Origin of the sequence: Allobosea sp., from assembly GCF_051860145.1 — a bacterium.
Taxonomy (GTDB): domain Bacteria; phylum Pseudomonadota; class Alphaproteobacteria; order Rhizobiales; family Beijerinckiaceae; genus Allobosea.
This window is the reverse complement of the sequence record NZ_JBHYEM010000005.1, coordinates 82958-100135: the sequence shown is the minus strand read 5'-3', so window position 1 is coordinate 100135 and position 17178 is coordinate 82958. Positions and strand designations below refer to the sequence as shown.

The following is a 17178-nucleotide window of genomic DNA, read 5'->3' as shown; positions in this document are numbered from 1 at the left end:
TCAGATCCCCAGAAGCCAGGGGGCCAGCGGGATCGGCAGGCTCAGGGCATATTTGAACAGCAGGATGCAGGCGACCGACATCGCGATCGAGAAGAGCAGGAGCTCCTTCCATTTCATGTCGTCCGCGGCGAGGCCCGAAACCAGCATGACGAGCGGGCCCGATACGACCAGTCCCAGAGCCGGGATACGGATGGGGCCGAAATCGAAGCCGCGAATGGTGAGGCCGAACAGGCAGGCGCCCCCGAGCACGAACAGGACGCCGCGCCAGGACCAGCCCGTCAGCGGCTCGCCCTTGAAGCGCAGCGAGCCGATGCACAGCATCAGGCCGAGCGCGCCGCAGATCACCGCGAAGGCCTTGGGCAGCATGCCGGGCCCGATCTGGCGCAAGGTCCCCATCGAGAGGTCCCAGGAGAGGATGAAGGCGAGGACGGCCAGCGCGATCATGAAGGCGCCGGCGGCGAGATCCTGTTGCGAGCGGATGCGCAGTCCTTGCGCCCGCTCGATTGTGTTCAAGCTCATCAGGCTCCTCCGACGTGGGATCTGGCGGACCGGGCCGCACGTTTCAGTTTCTGGGTGGACAAGGTGAAGGGCAGGACGTTGTTCTCGTCGATCAACGTGACGCTCTCGCGCAGGATCGTGAGGAAGTCATCGCGGGCCGCGAGTTTCTGGTGCGGCCGCCAGGCGACGCCGACCAGTGCGCCGGGCGGTGGCGGATCGAGCAGTGCGCCGCGCAGGCGGCGCATCGTCACGCCCGGGAAGCTCAGCCGCGAGACCCAGTCCGGCGCCAGCGCCATGCCCAGGCCGGCAGCGACCGCCGACATCATCGCCGGCTTCTCGGTCGCCTCGATCGTGACGTTCGGCACCGTCCCGACGCTTTCGAAATAGGCCATCACCAGGTCGTAGGCGAAGGGCCGGATGCGCTTCGACGGCACGACGAAGGGCTCGCCGATCAGGTCCGGCATCGTCAGATGCTCGCGGGCGGCGAGCGGATGGCTCTCGTTGAGCACGACGATCGGCCGCTCGACGCGCAGGATCTCGAAGGCGCAATCGGTCGGCTTGCGGGGCGGGCGAACCAGGGCGACGTCGAGCTTGCCGGCTTCCAGCATCTGGATCAGCGCCGCCGTCATCGCCTCGACGAACTTGATCTCGACTCCGGGATGGCGCTGGCGGAAGGAGACCAGCGCCTGAGGGATGAAGCTGGAGGAGGCGGCGTCGATCGCCCCGACGCGCAGCACCTTGCTCGATGCGAGCGAGGCCTCGCGCACGGAGCGGGATGCATGGTCCATCTTGGCGAGGATGCCCTTGGCTTCTTCGAGCATGATCAGCCCGGCGCGCGTCAGCGCCACCTGGCGGGTGGTGCGGGTGAGGAGGCCGACGCCGAGCTCGTCCTCGAGCGCGCTGATCTGGCGTGAGAGCGCAGGCGGCGCGAGACCGAGCCGTTCGGCCGCCCGGCCGAAATGCAGCTCCTCTGCCACCGCGATGAAACATCGCAGTTGCCGGACATCCATGGCGTTCGTCTGCTCCCCTCTGGCGTATCGTTTTTTGCGATATCTTCCAGTCGCTGAAGTTATGCCCTTTAGCGGCAATCGCTATGAAAGCGACCGTAGAGCAATTCATAATTTTTTGGCAACAAAGCTCCGGCGCCTAGATGCTGCTTTTTCGTGCATGGCTTTTCCGACCCCGGCGGAAGAGCCGTCCGTCGATCAGCGCGAGGCCCAGGAAGATGGCCGCCATGCCGAAGACATGCCGTGGCAGTAGGATCTCTCCGAGAAACCCGACGCCGAGCAGGATGGCGCTGACGGGGATCAGGAAGGTGACCAGCATGGTGTTGCTGCCGCCGGCCCGGCGCATGATCTGGAAGAACATCACATAGGCGAGCGCCGTCGAGAGGACCGCGAGGCCGACCATGGCGCCGGCCGCGACAAGGCTGGGCGTCGGAAGCAGCCAGGGCGGGTTCAGCACCAGGACCAGCGGCAAGGCCATGATCGTCGTGGCGCTGAGCTGGCCGGTCGCGGTCACCAAAGGCGGCAGGTCGCGGAAGCGGCGGCCGTAAAGTCCGGCGAAGCCGTAGGACAAGGCCCCGCCGAGACAGGCGAGCTGAGGCCAGAGCGCGCCGCCGAGCCCGCCGACCGCATCCGGCCCCATCAGGATGGCGACCCCGGCGAGCCCGGCCAGGACGCCGGCGATCTTCAGGGGCGTCGCCTTCTCGTTGGTCCCGAACAAGTGGGCGACGATGACGCCGAAGACCGGCGTCGTCGCGTTCAGGATCGCTGCGAGGCCGCTGCCGATCTCGGTCTGGCCCCAGAAGATCAGCCCGAAGGGGATCAGGTTGTTGAGCAGGCCCATGCCGAAGAAGGCGAGCCACATCCGGCGACCGACGGCCATGGAGAGGCCGAGCGCGCGGACCGCGATCTGGAGCACCGCGGCGGCCAGCCCGACGCGGGCGAGCACTACCGCCAGCGGCGGCCATTCGGTCACGGCGATCTTGCCGAAGAAGAAGGACGCCCCCCAGAGCAGCGACAGCGCGAGCAGTAGAAGCCACTCGCGCGGACCCATCACGAGGGCCGCAGGTGCCGGCGGAGAGCTGGGAGCGCGCGTCATGTCGGCCGGGCTTTCGGGTGAAACGGCGACAGGTGCCGTCCTTGATCGCTAGGCCGATGTCATGCGTGTCGCCACCCGCTTTCTGGTCAGGCCGGCTCCGCCTCGCGGGCTTCCCACATTGTCTTGAAGGCCGGCCGGGCATGGCAGGCGGCGAGCCAGGCCTTCACATGAGGGGCCTCGGCGAAGAGCTCCGGCGCGCCCGCCATGGCGTAGCGGATGACCTCCGCGACGTTGATGTCGACGACCGTGAAGCGGCCGCCGACCAGATGGCCGTCCTTGCTCAGCGCCTCGTCCAGCACTGCGATCGGTGCTCGCAGGGCCTTGGCTGCCTCGTCGGCGATTGCGGCGTTGCGCTCCTGCGGCGGCTTGGCGACGCGGTGGTAGAGCAGGTTGAGCGCGTGGGTCTCGCATTCGGTGGCGGCCCAGAGCGACCACATCGCGGCCAGGCCCTCTTCGGCGACGTCCTTGGGCGCCAACGGTCCGCCATGCTTGCGGGCGAGATAGAGATTGATCGCGAGCGATTCGTGCAGGACGAAGCCGTCATCGTCGATCGACGGGACATGGCCGTTGGGATTGACCTTCAGGAACGCCTCGCTGCGTGTATGGATCGGCGCATCGGCGGCCTTTGGGTCGGCGACACGATACACCTGGATCACCGGCACATGCTTGAAGGGCAGGCCGAGCTCGTTGGCCAGCCAGATGTTGCGCGTCGCGCGCGAGCGGTAGCACCCGTAGATGGTCAGGGTCATGATCGGGCTTTCGGCGTCAGAGAGAAGAGAATTCTCCGAATCCAGCCGGATCGGAGACGATAATCTCTACGGACGTCAGGCCGTCTGGCGCAAGGTCTCGCGGGCGATGATCAGGCGTTGGATTTCGGAGGTGCCTTCATAGATGCGGGTGATGCGCGCATCGCGGGCGTAGCGTTCGACCGGGAAGTCGCGGCAATAGCCGGCGCCGCCATGGATCTGGATGGCGGTGTCGGTGCAGCGGTGGGCGGCTTCGGAGGCGAACAGTTTCGCCATCGAGGCCTCCCTGGCGAAGGGCTCGCCGCGGTCCTTGCGCGCGGCGGCGTCGAGGATCAGCAGGCGCGAGGCATGCAGGTCGAGCTCGCGATCGGCGATCATCCATTGCAGGCCCTGGAAATCACTGAGCGCCTGGTCGAACTGGCGGCGCTCCTTCGCATAGGATTTCGCCGCCTCCATCGCGGCCCGCGCGATGCCGAGCGAAACCGCGGCGACGCCGATCCGCCCGCCGGCGAGCTCGCCGACGGCGACGCGGAACCCGTCATTCTCCCGGCCCATCAGATTCGGGGCCGGGATTCGCGCACCGTCGAAATGGATCGTGTTGGTGGCCGAGCCGGTCTGGCCCATCTTCTTCTCGGCCTTGCCGATCGTGACGCCCGGCGTATCCGCCGGAACGAGGAAGACCGAGATGCCCTTGCCCTTCGCCGCGTCGGGATCGGTCACGGCCCAGACCACGAAGAGCCCGGCATATTCGCCGCTGGTGATGTAGATCTTCTGGCCGTCGAGAACGTAATGCTCGCCGTCGCGGCGCGCCTTCAGCCGCATGCCGGCCGGGTCGGAGCCGGCGCCTGATTCCGTGAGGCAGAAGGCCCCGGCCGGATAGGTGCCGTCGGCGAGGCGAGGCAGGTAGGTCGCCTTGTGCTCGGCGGTGCCGACCGCCTGGATCACCTCGCCCACCATATTGGTGACGGAGGTCGTCACCGCGGTGGAGGCGCAAGCCGCGGCCAGTTCCTCGAGCGCCAGCGCGAAGGCGACGGTGCCGGCTTCGCTGCCGCCGAACTCGGCCCGCACGTTCAGCGCCATGAAGCCGTTTTCGGCGAGCGCCTTCAGATTGGCGAGGAACTCGGCGCGGCCCTCGCCGCGGTCGAGCCTGTCGGCGAGCGGCGCCAGCCGGTCGGCCGCGAATTTCCGCGCCGTGTCGCGGATCAGCTCTTCCTCGTCGCTCAGCGCGAAATCCATGGCGGCCTCGTCATTCCCGGCGGTGAGCTTAGAGGGCACGCAAGGGAGCGCCAAGCCGTCCGGCGCGCCTGCCAACGCGAACCGGGAAGCGCATCGCCGCGCGGCATGCTGCAGCGCAAAAGATTTCGTTTGACGGCGGCCGTCGCCGGGTGCATTGCGACCCCGCCTTAGGCCTTCCCGCCGACGGCTTCACAGGAACTCCAGCGCAATGCCAACCGACAGTCCCAGTCGACAGTCGATGCCGTCCGCCGCCTCGCGCGCCTGACCGGAGACCCCGGCTCGCCTGCGATCGGCCATGACGGCCGATCGAAAAGGATAGAGCCATGAACGCCGTTGCCACCGCACCGGAGCGGGATCTTCTCGCTGTCACTCTCGCCCAGACCCTGGCGCGGGAGCATATCGCCGACATTGTCGAGACCCTGAACGATCAGGACGAGGACACGGTGGCCGCCGTGCTCCTCGCCTTGCCCTTCGACCGGGCCGTCGAGGTCCTCGACCAGCCCGAGCTCGCCGCCGCGTCTGAGGCGCTCGCTTTGCTGCCCGAGGCGCGCGCCGCGCAATTCCTCTCCGCGATGGCGGCCGACCGGGTGACCGACGTGGTCCGGGAGTTCGACGAGCCGCTGCGGCTGCGCATGCTCGGGCGCGTCGACCACGAAACCCGCGCGACCCTGAACCGGCTGCTGACCTATCCGGAGCAGAGCGCCGGCTCGATCATGACGACGGAGTTCGTCAGCGTGCCGGCCGACTGGACGGTGTCGCGCACGCTCGACTATGTCCGCCATGTCGAGCGCACCCGCGAGACGATCTACGCGATCTATGTGCTCGATCCTGCCGCCGGCACGCTGCTTCGCGCCGTCTCGCTGCGTCGGCTGATCAGCGCCGAGCCGCAGGCGCTCGTCGTCTCCGCCGCGCCCGACCGCGCGCCGATCAGCGTCACCCCCGATATCGACCGCGAGGACGTGGCGCGCCTGATCTCGAAATACGACCTTCTCGCCGTGCCGGTCGTCGATGGGGCCGATCATGTGATCGGCATCGTCACGGTCGATGACGTGATCGACGCGATGATCGCCGAGACGACCGAGGACGTGCAGAAGCTCGGCGGCATGGAGGCGCTCGACGAGCCCTATAACGAGATCAGCTTCGCCCGGATGATCCGCAAGCGTGCCGGCTGGCTCAGCATCCTGCTGGTCGGCGAGATGCTGACCGCCTCGGTGATGCAGCATTTCGAGGGCGAGCTCGAGAAGGCGATCGTGCTGACCCTGTTCATCCCGCTGATCATGAGCTCGGGAGGCAATTCCGGTTCGCAGGCGACCTCCCTGCTGATCCGGGCACTGGCGCTGCGCGAGATCAGGCTCGGCGACTGGTGGCGCGTCGCGCTGCGCGAAATCCCGACCGGCCTGACGCTGGGCGCCATCCTCGGCGCGATCGGCATCGTCCGGGTCGTGGTCTGGCAGAAGCTCGGCCTCTACGACTATGGCGAGCACTGGCCCCTGATCGCCGCGACCATCGGTGCGGCGCTCGTCGGCATTGTCACCTTCGGTTCGCTGACCGGCTCGATGCTGCCCTTCATCCTGAAGCGCCTCGGCTTCGATCCCGCCAGCGCCTCGGCTCCCTTCGTGGCGACGCTGGTCGACGTCACCGGGCTGGTGATCTATTTCGGCGTCGCCGCGACGATCCTGGGCGGGACGCTGCTCTAGAGCGATTTTCGTTCTGACGTCATTGCGAGCGTAGCGAAGCAATCCAGGGGCGGCAGCGCTCTACGCCCCCTGGATTGCTTCGTCGCTTCGCTCCTCGCAATGACGATTGCCGATCCAGTCAGCCGGAATGCCCGTTCTGGACCGTCACGGTCGGCGCCGTGCCCTGCTGGCGCAAGGCGTCGATCTGCCGCCTGTGGTCCTTGAATTCGGCGAGCGCCGCTCCGGCGAGCGCATGGCTGCTCGGCAGCTTCACCTTCATCGGGTCGACGAAATGGCCGTTGATCGTGACCTCGTAATGGACATGGGGACCGGTCGAGAGGCCCGTCGTGCCGACATAGCCGATGATCTCGCCCATATGCACCTGCGCGCCGGGCCTGATCTGCTTGCCGATGCTCGCCATGTGATTATAGGCGCTGGCATAGCCGTTCGCGTGCTCGAGCTCGATGCGGTTGCCGTAGCCGGCATGGACGCCGGCCGCGACCACTTTCCCGTCGCCGGCGGCCATGATCGGCGTCCCGCGCGGCGAGGCCCAGTCGACGCCGCTATGCAGCCGCGCATAGCCGAGAATCGGATGGCGTCGCATGCCGAAGGGCGAGCTGATCCGGCCGTTCTGGACGGGCCTGCGCATCAGGAGCTTGCTGAGCGAGACGCCTTCCTCGTCGAGATAGGCGAGATCGCCGGTTTGCGGCGAGACATAGCGATAGACGCGCTGCGTCTCGCCCCCGGCGGTCAGCGCGGCGTAGAGCAATTCGCGATGGCCGGTCGGCGTGGCCTCGTCCTCCGTGAAGATCAGATCCAGCCGGTCGCCGATGGCCGCCCTCTGCTTGAGGTCCATGCCAGCCGCGAAGACCCGGATGAAGTCGTCGATGACATCGCGCGGCACGTTGCTTTTCACGGCGCCTGAATAGGCGCTCTGGTAGATCGTCGCGCGGTCGCCGCGGTCGTCGTCGCCGTCATCCGCCTCGTCGTCGTCCTGCGCGTGCTCGCGCCGGCCATCCGTCTTGGCGACCGCGACGAAGCGGCCGCGGTCGTCGGCGGCGGCGATCTCCTGCGGGCCCTTCTCGTCGAAGAGCGTGACGCGCTGGATGGTCCGCTCCCTGCCTTCGGGCGCGATCAGGAGGCGCAGGTGCTGGCCGTCCGGCAGGTCGGTCTTGGCGCGTCGGCCGAGCGCGGCGACGATCGCGGCGGCGCGGTCATCCGTGGCGCCATTGGCCTTCAGCGCATCGGCGAGCGTCTGGCCATGGCCGAGCACGATGTCGCGGTCCTCGAACGTGTCCGGCGCTGCGCTGCCCATCGGGATGTCCGTGACGTTTTCCGGCACGATCCGGACGTCGAGCGAGCCGAAGCGGCCGGCGGCGTTCGGCGCGGCTTCGGGCTCGTCTGTTCCGGCCATGTGCAGCGTGCGCGAGAGCATCCGCTGGTTCGAGTAATCGGGAGGCAATTGCCGGGCCCCGCCCGAAAGCCGCATCAGTTCGGCGATCTGGTCTTCGACCGCAGCCTCCGACAAGCCGCGCGCATCGGCCGGGATCGACAGTTCCGCCAGATCCCGGCGAACCACGGAGACATCGGCATCGGCCGGATCGGTCGCGTTCTGCGGCTGGCTCTCGCGCTCCGCCCCGGCGAGAATCCCGGCGGGGTCGAAATCCGGGATGTCGAGATTGGCGGCGGGCAGCGGCGAGAGTTCGGCCGAGACCTGAACGAGCGCATGGACCTTGGTGATCTCGCGCTCGCCGACGCTTTCAGTGAGCGGGGCACGGAAATGCCGCGTCATGCCGATCGAGAAGCCGTGCTGGACGAGGAGGTCCGCCTTGCGGCTGGACTGGCCGGCCACCGGGGAACGGGTGGAGGCGAGCGGCACCCGTTCCGGTGCCTGCGCGACGGCGCTGTCGCCTTCGGAGACATAGAGGGACGAGGCCAGGAGTCCGGCGCCGACAAGGCCGAGCAACACGCTGGCGCCGAGCCAGCGCCATGAAAACGAGGCGTGGCCCGTCGCGTGAGGCCGCCGGGAGCCCGAATCGAACGAATCGGCTAGCGCCTCGGCATGGTCGTCGTGGAAGGAAGGCAACTCGGCTCCGTCTGTCCCGGCAGATCTCCCATCCATGGACGGAGAGCATCGAAGGCGCCCGTCTATGTGCCGCCGCAAACGGCGAAACTATGACAGGTCGGGATATGCCCCGCCGATCGTGCCGGGCCGCTCAGCCCGCCAGCACCCGCTGGGGCGGGAAGGTGATCTCGACCAGCGTTCCTTCCTTCTTGACGCTGGTGATGGTCATGGCGGCGCGGTTGGCCTCGACCAAAGCCTTGGTCAGCGGCAGGCCGAGGCCCGTGCCGCCGGAGCGGCGCGTCGTGGGCACCTGCCGGAAGGGCTCCAGCGCCAGCGCGATCTCGCCATCGTCCATGCCGATGCCGGTGTCGCGCACCCGCAGGATCGCCTCGCCCTGGTCGCCGAGCGCGGTCGAGACGATGACCTGGCCGCCGGCATCGGTGAATTTCACCGCGTTCGAGAGCAGGTTGATCGCGATCTGGCGAATCGAGCGCTGGTCGGCCACCACCGGCGGCAGTTTTGGCGAAAGCCCGGAGCGCAGCACCACGCGGCCGCGCTGCGCCTCGGGCTGCAGCAGGTTGACCACCGACAAGGCGATCTCGTTCAGATTGACGCTGACGAAGTCGAGATCGAGCTTGCCGGCCTCGATCTTGGCGAGGTCGAGCAGGTCGTTGACCAGGCTGATGACATAGCCGCCAGATTGGTGGATGTCGCGCAGGTATTCCTTGTAGCGCTCGTTGCCGATCGGCCCGAAGCGCTCCTCCGCCATCACCTCGGCGAAGCCGATGATCGCATTGAGCGGCGTGCGGATCTCGTGGCTGATCTTGGCGAGCACGTCGGATTTCTGGGCGCTCGCCTTCTCGGCCGCCTTGCGCGCCTCGACCAGCTCGCCCTCGGTCTTCTTCCAGGCGGTGATGTCGCGCAGCACTGCGCAGAAGCGCCGCTCGGCCCCGTCCGCGATCTGGCCCATCGTCATGAACAGCGGAATCCGGCCGCCCTGGCGGACCCGGCCGATGACCTCGCGCCCGTCATTCAGCACCGAGGCGACGCCGCCGCCCTTCAGGCCTTCCAGATAATCGAGCGCCGGGGCATGGCTCTCGGGCGCGAAGAGCAGCGTGAACAATTCTCCGGCGACCTCGCGCTGGTCGTAGCCGAACAGCGCCTCGGCCGTCTTGTTGAGCGAGAGGATGCGCCCGCGCTCGTCGACGGTGACGACGCCGTCGGTCGCGGTGTCGAGCACCGCGATCATCTCGCCGATCCGGGCCTCGCGCGCCTCGATGTCGAGGCGCAGGGCATCGACGCGGGCGGAAATCTCGGCTTCCTCGGCCTCGAATTCCGCGGCGAGCTCGGCGTCCTCCGCCTCTTCGGGCGTCAGGACCTTGACCTCGCCGCCGCCATTGGGATGACGGAAGGCCATCAGGGTCGCAGGCTCGCCCTGCCAGGAGACGGCCGACAGTCTCGCATCGACATTGACGAGATGTCCGGTCCGGTCGATCAGGACCATTGCGCCGCCTTCGGCGCGAGCCGCTTCCTTGATCAGGCGGCTGACGCCGCCGGCCGAGGTGAGATCGGCAAGGTCGGCATAGTCGAGCAGGTCGAGCAGGGTGCGGTTGGCGTAAAGCGCCTCCTCGCCCCGGTTGACCAGGACCGCCATCGGCAACCGGTCGAGAACGTCCGCATGCGAATTCGGCAGGCGCTGGCGCCCGCTCACGGAGGCAGGCTCCGCCGCTTCGGTGGGTGCCGGCTCCGGCGGCAAGTCCTCGAGCGTCTCGCGTGGATCGGCTTCGGGCTCGTCGAGCTTGCCCACGGGCTCCTGCGGTGCAGGCGCGTCCGTTTCATCCGGGGCGCTGTTCAACCGCATGGGCGAGGCCGGTGGCAGGCGTGGCTCCGGCTCCGCCTCGTCATCACCCGCGATGCGCGCGCCCAGCGCCTTGGCGATCTCGCGGAAGGCGTTACGCTCGGCGGAGCTGAGCAGCGGCTTCGACGGTTCGAGCACCGGCCTGACCGCGGCCAGATGGCCGTTGCGAAGCGGCACGACATTGGCACCGGACGAGCCGGCATCGCGTGCCGCCGGGGCCTCCGCCGGACGCTCGCCCGGCTCGTCCTCGGTCGCAGGCTGGCTCGCTTGCGGCGGTTCCGGCGCGATTGCGTCCTGCCTCTCGGGGGAGGGCGCTTCTGCCGATGGCGTCGCCGCGTCGGGCAGCGGCTCGGCGACGGCCTCGCTCGCAGCGACCTCAGCATCGTCGGTCGGGGGGACGGCGGCGTCCAGGAAACGCTCGCGTTCGGTCATGCGGGCGAGGCCGAAACCGCGGAAGCCGGCGAAGGCGCGCGTCGCGTCGAGAACCGGCACGCCGGAAAGCTCGACCCGCACGCCCTCGGTCGGACTGGCGGTTCGCCACAGCACAGCGTGCCCGCTCCAGGTCGCTGGCTCCGCCAGCCGCGCCGCGAGATTGCCGTCGCGGTCGAGCAGGTCGCGGCCGATCAGGTCGGACCAGTTCCGGCCGGAAAGTGCAGTCGCGGCTTCGGCCCCGACGATCTCGGCGATATCGGACGAGACGGTGGTGAGCCTGCCGGCGGCATCGCTTTGCCAGAGGAAACGAACGGTCGCGCGCTTCGGCTGCGTGGCGGGAGCGTCCTGCACCGCGGCAGGGGAAGCCGGCACAGGCTCGGCCGAAATCGCGGTCGGCTCAGCGGCAGCGGCGATCGGCCGGGTCGCGACCCCGAGCCGGCGCAGTTCGGATGCGGCGATCGCAACGGCCAGGACCGGCGGCTCGTCTCCAACGGCCAGCAGCTTGCAGCCGCAGGTCACCAGGGTGGCGGTGAAGCCGGGCGTCAGGCGCAGCCGCTCCAGGCGCAGCCCGTCTTTCGGCGCAAGCCCGGCGGCCAGCAGCTTCAGCCGTTCGCGAGTGGGCAGCGGAAGCCCGCCGCGCGCTTGCGCGAGCAGCGCGTGGGCGGCAGAATTGGTGAAGCCGGGCCGGGCCGCATCCTGGTCCCAGAGCAGGAGCGCGCCGTCGACAGCATAAGGCGCGAGCGCGGCATCCTTTGCCGCCTCGGCGCCCAATATCGTCCATTTCTGTTCGGCTTCGCTCATGCCCGTCCGTTCGTCCGAGACCTGCTCCGATATGGCTAACAAAGCTTTAATAGCGCCCAAACGATTGCAAATCCATGGAACCTGCAACCCCTCTCCCGCGTCTGATCGAAACAACGTTAACGTCGCTGTCGCGCCGATTGTCATCGCATCGCAAAAATGATATTGCAGTGCACAATAATCTGGCCGATCGCGAGCCAGCCACACAGGAGGACGACCCATGAACGGCAAGACGCCTTATGAAGTGCCGACCGAAATGCGCGAGTTTGCCGAGCGCAGCGTCGAGCAGGCCCGCAAGGCCTTCGACGGCTTCATCGGCGCGGCTCAGAAGGCGGTCGACAACGCGCATGGCTCGGCCGAATCCGCGCGCGTCAACGCCCAGGACGCGACCCGCAAGGCGATGACCTATGCCGAAACCAATGTCGCGGCCGCCTTCGACCTCGCGCAGAAGCTGGTCAAGTCGAAGGACCTGACCGAGGTCATGCAGCACCAGTCCGAGTTCCTGAAGTCGCAGATGGCGTCCCTCCAGACCCAGCTCAAGGACATGGGCGCCGCCGCCCAGGACGTCGCCGCCAAGGCCGCCGAGACCGCCGCCAAGGCGACCAAGATGAAGTGAGCGACGGCGGCCTCCGGGGCCGCCATGCTCGATGGACCATGATGCAGCCGGGCGGCTTGCCCGGCTTCAACCCATAGATTGCTAGGAGAGCCGTGATGGTGAAGCCTGCTCCGACGAAAGCCTCGTCCAAGGCCCCGATCAGCCTCGCGCCGGTCAAGGCGCTCTCGGATACCGCGCCGGTCGAGAACAAGGTCGCGGCTCCCGCCGCCCAGCCCGTCACGACCGCCACGGCGGCTCCTGCTCCGGCGAAGCCGGCATCGGCCACGAGTGCGCCCAAGCCTGCGCCGGTGGACGCTGCGCCGACCACGCCGGTCGCCACCGCTCCCGCGAAGGCAGGCCCGGTCGCTTCCTCTCCTGTTGCCGCCGCGCAAGCTCCCAAGCCGCTGGCCGCCACGGCGACGGCCAAGCCGCCGGCGAAAGCCGCTGCGACGGCGAAGCCTGCCGCGCGCAAGGTCCGGAGCGCCAAACCGCCGGCCAAGAAGGCTGCCGTCGCCAAGGCTGCGGTCACCAAGCCGGCTGTTACGAAACCCGTCCTTGCCAAGCCCGTCTCCGTCAAGTCGCCGGCTCCGGCGCCGGCAATACCCAAGGCAGCGGCTGCAGCGGAAGCCGTGGTCAAGGCCGCCGTTGCGCCGGTGAAGGTCGCCGAACCCGCCGCCAAGGCGGCGGTGGCCGCAGCCAAGGCCGGGGCGCAGGCTATCGACAAGGCGTCGAACAGCGTCGCGGCAGCGGCGGAAAAGCTCGCACGTACGGTTCCGGCCAGCGTGTCGCCACAGCTTCCGCGCACCCCTGAATTCGCCAGCTTCGCTGCGGAGGCATGGCTGACGCAGACGCTGGCCGTGGCGCGCATGGCGGGGGCTTTGCAGGCCAAGGTCCTTGACCATGCCTGCGCCGAGCTGAAAGCCACGCTGAGCGAGGCCGAGACCCTGGCCCGGACCGAAAGCGCGGCCGACGCTGTGGCGCTTCAGGCCAAGGCGCTCAGCCGCGGTTACGAATCCTATTCGGCGCATCTGACGGATCTGGCGCACACGGCCCAGGCCGCCTTGCGCCAGGATTGAGACGAGCCGCGACGCGACGCGGGATTTTCGGTCGATATGGTGCATTTCGGCGGTTGCAATCGCGCCGCGACGGCACTAGGTTCCGCGCCGCCGGCCATCCCGCGTTTTCGCGCGGCCGTGCGAGGCGCCAGGGTGCCGTGCAGCCATAGCTCAGTTGGTTAGAGCGCTAGATTGTGGATCTAGAGGTCCCCCGTTCAAGCCGGGGTGGCTGTACCATCCGGTCATTCGCCTGGCGACCTTGCGGCAAGTCCTGTCGCTGGCCTTGCTGCAACGCGGTTGCCGCGCCGCAGGGCGTTGTTTCGATAGACTTGAACCTGCCGAGCCCGGTTGCCATATCTTGATCAAGCGGAAGGGCTTCGCCTTTCGCCTTCGGAGTGCCGCGCCATTGGGCTCCGACCGATCGACGAGGCGCCTCCCGGGGGCTTCAGCATGACGCGTACGCCTAGCCTGTCCCATCCGTTCCTGCTCGGGTTCGACGACATCGAACGCGCGCTCGACCGGGTCGCGAAAGGCGCCAGCGAAGGCTATCCGCCCTACAATATCGAGCGGATGCCGCGCACTGAGAATGAGCCGGATCGTCTTCGGATCACTCTCGCAGTGGCGGGGTTCTCGCGCGACCAGCTCGAGATCACGCTGGAAGAGAACCAGCTAACCATTAGAGGCCGCCAGAGCGACGACAAGAGCCGGCAGTTCCTGCATCGCGGCATCGCGGCGCGCCAGTTCCAGCGCTCCTTCCTGCTCGCCGACGGCATGCAGGTCCTGGGCGCGGACCTGTCCAACGGTCTGCTCGCGATCGATCTCGTGCGGCCGGAACCGGAGCGGCTCGTCAGGCGTATCGATATCGTCAGCCGCGATTGAGCAAGGGTCGGAAACGAAGCGGTCGGAACGGATGTGTCGCGGTTTTGCATTCGTTCATGATCAGGTGACCATCATGAGAACCGCCATTCGCACTGCTCTGAAGGAGGGCGCGATGACAGACGATACCAACATGGTTCGGACCCCGCCGCTGACCCCGGCCGAGTTCGCGGCGCTCGGCACTGGCGAAGTCGCCTATCTCAAGCCGATGAGCTCCGAGGAGCTGGTGCGGATCTTCCCGCAGGCTCCCGAGATCCAGCCGGGCCTCAAGCTCTTCGCCCTGCTCTCGGCCGATGGCGCTCCGATTCTGGTGACCGATTCGGCCGAAGCAGCGACGGCCAATGCCTGGGAGCACGATCTCAGGATGGTCAGCCTGCATTGAGGCGGGCGCCTCACGCGGTGGCGATCTCCGCCACCGCCGCCTGCAGCCTTGCGATGTCGGGCGGCGTCGACAATCTGTGATCGCCGCCCTTGATCAGCGTCAGCGCGACCGGGTCGCCGCTCAGGTGCTCGACCAGCTTCATCGCCTGCTGCCACGGCACGTCCGGGTCCTGCATGCCCTGGAGGATATGCACGGGGCAGCCGGTCCGGATCTCGCTTCCGAACATCAGGTGACGCCGCCCGTCCTCGATCAGGGCGCGGGTGATCGGCGTCGGCTCCGGTGAGTATTCCGAAGGCCGCAGCCAGACGCCGTCGCGCATGATCGTGTCGCGAATGTCCTGCGGCATCTGCGCCCACATCAGTTCCTCGGAGAAATCGACAGCCGGCGCGATCAGCACCATGCCGGCCGGGGCGAGCGCGCTGCCGCGCAGCTTGCGCGCCGCGAGCAATGCGATCCAGCCGCCCATCGACGAACCGACCAGCACGGGCCGCTGCCTGCAGCGCGCGGCGATGACGGCGAGCGTATCCTCGAGCCAGTGCGACAGCGTCCAGCGCCCGAAATCGTTTCCCGTCTCGCCATGTCCGGCATAGTCGAAGCGCAGGAAGGCGCGTCCGCTCCGTGCCGCCCAGTCGGACAGCGCCTCGGCCTTGGTCGCGCGCATGTCGGAGCGAAAGCCGCCGAGCCAGATCACGGGCGCACCCGCGCCCTCCTGCTCCAGGACGGCGATACGGCGCCGTTCCTCGCCGGTGCCGACATCGAGCCATTGCGGGGCGGGCTGCTCCACCTCAAATCTCCTGTGACGAATCTTCGGTTCCGGGTGATTATAGGCTGCGAGCGGCCGCCGCACGTGGTCATACTGTCCGCCCCCGATCCGAGAGATTTTTGAAACGGTGAACATGTCCTTGCGGCCCGGCGCGCATCTTTCGCTGCCTTCGACGGATAATCATCCGCTGAGCGGGCGCACGATCCTGCAGATCATTCCCGATCTCGAGGCCGGCGGGGCCGAGCGCACGGCGGTCGACATCGCCCAGGGCCTGACCGAGGCGGGCGCGCGGGCGCTGGTCGCGACCGAGGGCGGGCGCCTCGTCGCCGAGCTCCAGGCCAAGGGCGGGGTCTGGCTGCCGTTCCCGGCGGCCTCGAAGAATCCGTTCGCGATGCTGCTGAACGCGCGCAAGCTGATGCTGCTGTGCCGGCAGGAAGGCGTCGAGCTGATCCATGCCCGCTCGCGCGCCCCGGCCTGGGTCGCGCTCGCTGCGGCGAAGGCGCTGAAACTGCCCTTCGTCACGACCTATCACGGCTCCTATGCCAGCCGTTCGCCGGTCAAGACCCGCTACAATTCGGTGATGGCGCGCGGCGACGTGGTGATCGCCAACTCCGCCTATACGGCCGATCTCATCATCGCCAAGCACGGCTTTGCCCGGGACCGTATCCGCGTCGTCCATCGCGGCACGGATTTCTCGGCCTTCGCGCCGGCTGCCGTCGGACCGGAGCGGGTGCAGGCCCTGCGCCGTGCCTGGGGCGTCGAGCCGCATCAGCGCATCGTGCTGCTGCCCGGCCGGCTGACCGGCTGGAAGGGCCAGCGCGTCCTGATCGAGGCGGCGCGCCTGTTGCGTGATGACGGTGATGCGGACACCGCCTTCATCCTCGCCGGCGATCATCAGGGCCGCGACGGCTACGTCAAGGAACTCGACCAGGCGATCGCCCGCGCCGGGCTTGAAGGGCGGGTCAAGCGCGTCGGCCATTGCGCCGACATGCCGGCCGCGCTCCTGGCGGCCGCCGTGGTCACCGTACCCTCCACGGAGCCGGAGGCCTTCGGGCGCGTCGCGGTCGAGGCGCAGGCCATGGGCGTGCCGGTCGTCGTCTCCGATCTTGGCGCCGTGCCGGAAACGGTGCTCGCGCCGCCGCAGACTGCCCCCAGTGAGCGCACCGGCTGGCGGGTGCCGCCCGGCGATGCGCCTGCTCTGGCGGCCGGACTCGGCGAGGCCCTGGCGCTGCGCCCTTCGGCGCGCGATGCGCTGGCGCGGCGTGCCCGGCTCCATGTCGAGCAGCATTTCTCGCTCCAGACCATGGTGAGCGAGACGCTCGACGTCTATTGCGCCCTGTTGGGGCGTTAGTTTTTTGCGCTTGGCGGGTGTTGCGCTTCGTTTGGCGAGAGTTACGCCTCGTTTGGATTGACAACGCCCGGCTTTGTGCAATGTGTCTGGTCAACGGTGCCGAAAGCACCAATCACAGGAGCATACTGCCATTCGTCGTCCCTTCCGCGCTGCACCAACCCCGACCAAAGACGGCCCGCGCTCTAACCGAGACATCCGCGGCGTCCGCGACGTTCAGCTTATCGACGATACCGGCGCCAACCGCGGCGTGGTCTCGTTCTTCGAGGCTTTGAAGATTGCCGAGGATGCCGGTCTCGACCTGGTCGAGATCGCCCCCAACTCCGAGCCTCCGGTCTGCAAGATTCTCGATTACGGCCGCTTCCGCTTTCTCGAGCAGAAGAAGGCTTCGGAGGCGCGCAAGAAGCAGCGCACCATCGAGATCAAGGAGATCAAGCTCCGCCCCGGCATCGACAAGCACGATTACGACGTCAAGATGAAGGCCATGCACGGCTTCTTCGAGGAGGGCGACAAGGTCAAGGTGACCCTGCGCTTCCGCGGCCGCGAGATGGCGCACCAGGATCTCGGCGTGAAGGTGCTCGAGCGGGTCAAGGTCGACACCGTCGAAGTCGCCAAGGTCGAGAGCGACTGGCAGCTCGAAGGCCGCCAGATGGTGATGGTGCTGGCGCCGAAGTGAGCGGCCGGTAAGCTGTCCTGGTAGCGCCAGCCGGGGCTGCCGGTGATCTTCCGCTCTGCAATTCACAAGGC

At 68.0% G+C, this 17178-nt stretch carries 15 protein-coding genes and 1 tRNA gene; 8 read left to right on the top strand and 8 right to left on the bottom strand.

Annotation, left to right across the window (positions count from 1 at the left end):
* The 5 genes from ACTIF2_RS10550 to ACTIF2_RS10530 form a co-directional block, all read right to left on the bottom strand.
* Positions 1–519: a tripartite tricarboxylate transporter TctB family protein gene (locus tag ACTIF2_RS10550; protein WP_439497017.1), complete on the bottom strand. Its 519-nt coding sequence runs from the start codon at positions 517–519 to the stop codon at positions 1–3.
* Complete coding sequence (locus ACTIF2_RS10545; protein ID WP_439497016.1) at positions 519–1508, bottom strand: LysR family transcriptional regulator; 990 nt, start codon at positions 1506–1508, stop codon at positions 519–521. Before ACTIF2_RS10545 ends, ACTIF2_RS10550 begins: the two co-directional genes overlap by 1 nt.
* Before the next feature lie 136 nt (positions 1509–1644).
* Positions 1645–2556, bottom strand: a complete 912-nt coding sequence (locus ACTIF2_RS10540; RefSeq protein ID WP_439497015.1) for a DMT family transporter — start codon at positions 2554–2556, stop codon at positions 1645–1647.
* Positions 2557–2687: 131 nt separating this feature from the next.
* Complete coding sequence (locus ACTIF2_RS10535; RefSeq protein WP_439497014.1) at positions 2688–3350, bottom strand: glutathione S-transferase family protein; 663 nt, start codon at positions 3348–3350, stop codon at positions 2688–2690.
* A gap of 75 nt (positions 3351–3425) precedes the next feature.
* Entirely contained in the window at positions 3426–4583 is a 1158-nt protein-coding gene (locus tag ACTIF2_RS10530; RefSeq protein WP_439497013.1) for an acyl-CoA dehydrogenase family protein, read from the bottom strand.
* Between the two features lie 323 nt (positions 4584–4906).
* On the opposite strand from ACTIF2_RS10530, the gene mgtE reads away from it, so the two are divergent.
* On the top strand, positions 4907–6280 hold the full coding sequence (mgtE, locus tag ACTIF2_RS10525; RefSeq protein WP_439497012.1) for a magnesium transporter: 1374 nt from the start codon (positions 4907–4909) through the stop codon (positions 6278–6280).
* 118 nt (positions 6281–6398) lie between these two features.
* Here mgtE and ACTIF2_RS10520 read toward each other — a convergent pair whose 3' ends face one another.
* Positions 6399–8345 (bottom strand): M23 family metallopeptidase, encoded by a 1947-nt coding sequence (locus ACTIF2_RS10520; RefSeq protein WP_439497011.1) that lies wholly within the window; start codon positions 8343–8345, stop codon positions 6399–6401.
* A gap of 130 nt (positions 8346–8475) precedes the next feature.
* Positions 8476–11415, bottom strand: coding sequence for a sensor histidine kinase (locus ACTIF2_RS10515; RefSeq protein WP_439497010.1), 2940 nt, complete (start codon positions 11413–11415; stop codon positions 8476–8478).
* A 217-nt stretch (positions 11416–11632) separates the two neighbouring features.
* Between ACTIF2_RS10515 and ACTIF2_RS10510 the strand changes: the two genes are divergently transcribed.
* From ACTIF2_RS10510 to ACTIF2_RS10490, 5 genes are all read left to right on the top strand, one after another.
* On the top strand, positions 11633–12028 hold the full coding sequence (locus ACTIF2_RS10510; protein ID WP_439497009.1) for a phasin: 396 nt from the start codon (positions 11633–11635) through the stop codon (positions 12026–12028).
* A 95-nt stretch (positions 12029–12123) separates the two neighbouring features.
* Positions 12124–13083: a hypothetical protein gene (locus ACTIF2_RS10505; protein ID WP_439497008.1), complete on the top strand. Its 960-nt coding sequence runs from the start codon at positions 12124–12126 to the stop codon at positions 13081–13083.
* Positions 13084–13222: 139 nt separating this feature from the next.
* A tRNA-His gene (locus ACTIF2_RS10500) sits at positions 13223–13299 on the top strand.
* Between the two features lie 213 nt (positions 13300–13512).
* Positions 13513–13941 carry an Hsp20 family protein gene (locus tag ACTIF2_RS10495; RefSeq protein ID WP_439497007.1) on the top strand — a complete coding sequence of 143 codons (429 nt, stop codon included), beginning with the start codon at positions 13513–13515 and terminating at the stop codon, positions 13939–13941.
* Between the two features lie 112 nt (positions 13942–14053).
* The gene (locus ACTIF2_RS10490) at positions 14054–14320 is read left to right on the top strand and encodes a BQ00720 family protein (protein WP_439497006.1); all 267 of its coding nucleotides are present in this window, start codon (positions 14054–14056) and stop codon (positions 14318–14320) included.
* Between the two features lie 10 nt (positions 14321–14330).
* Here the strand turns inward: ACTIF2_RS10490 and ACTIF2_RS10485 are convergent, their stop codons facing one another.
* Positions 14331–15104 (bottom strand): alpha/beta hydrolase, encoded by a 774-nt coding sequence (locus ACTIF2_RS10485; RefSeq protein ID WP_439497005.1) that lies wholly within the window; start codon positions 15102–15104, stop codon positions 14331–14333.
* Positions 15105–15216: 112 nt separating this feature from the next.
* On the opposite strand from ACTIF2_RS10485, the gene ACTIF2_RS10480 reads away from it, so the two are divergent.
* Positions 15217–16434 (top strand): glycosyltransferase family 4 protein, encoded by a 1218-nt coding sequence (locus ACTIF2_RS10480; RefSeq protein ID WP_439497281.1) that lies wholly within the window; start codon positions 15217–15219, stop codon positions 16432–16434.
* A 130-nt stretch (positions 16435–16564) separates the two neighbouring features.
* A complete protein-coding gene (gene infC / locus ACTIF2_RS10475) occupies positions 16565–17107 on the top strand; it encodes a translation initiation factor IF-3 (protein WP_439497280.1) in 543 nt (180 codons plus the stop codon).
* Positions 17108–17178: the final 71 nt, after the last annotated feature.

Coding starts and splice junctions, on each gene's coding strand:
- ACTIF2_RS10550 (WP_439497017.1), bottom strand. CDS start 519: ATGAGCTTGAACACAATCGAGCGGGCGCAAGGACTGCGCATCCGCTCG.
- ACTIF2_RS10545 (WP_439497016.1), bottom strand. CDS start 1,508: ATGGATGTCCGGCAACTGCGATGTTTCATCGCGGTGGCAGAGGAGCTG.
- ACTIF2_RS10540 (WP_439497015.1), bottom strand. CDS start 2,556: ATGGGTCCGCGCGAGTGGCTTCTACTGCTCGCGCTGTCGCTGCTCTGG.
- ACTIF2_RS10535 (WP_439497014.1), bottom strand. CDS start 3,350: ATGACCCTGACCATCTACGGGTGCTACCGCTCGCGCGCGACGCGCAAC.
- ACTIF2_RS10530 (WP_439497013.1), bottom strand. CDS start 4,583: ATGGATTTCGCGCTGAGCGACGAGGAAGAGCTGATCCGCGACACGGCG.
- mgtE (WP_439497012.1), top strand. CDS start 4,907: ATGAACGCCGTTGCCACCGCACCGGAGCGGGATCTTCTCGCTGTCACT.
- ACTIF2_RS10515 (WP_439497010.1), bottom strand. CDS start 11,415: ATGAGCGAAGCCGAACAGAAATGGACGATATTGGGCGCCGAGGCGGCA.
- ACTIF2_RS10510 (WP_439497009.1), top strand. CDS start 11,633: ATGAACGGCAAGACGCCTTATGAAGTGCCGACCGAAATGCGCGAGTTT.
- ACTIF2_RS10505 (WP_439497008.1), top strand. CDS start 12,124: ATGGTGAAGCCTGCTCCGACGAAAGCCTCGTCCAAGGCCCCGATCAGC.
- ACTIF2_RS10495 (WP_439497007.1), top strand. CDS start 13,513: ATGACGCGTACGCCTAGCCTGTCCCATCCGTTCCTGCTCGGGTTCGAC.
- ACTIF2_RS10490 (WP_439497006.1), top strand. CDS start 14,054: ATGACAGACGATACCAACATGGTTCGGACCCCGCCGCTGACCCCGGCC.
- ACTIF2_RS10480 (WP_439497281.1), top strand. CDS start 15,217: ATGTCCTTGCGGCCCGGCGCGCATCTTTCGCTGCCTTCGACGGATAAT.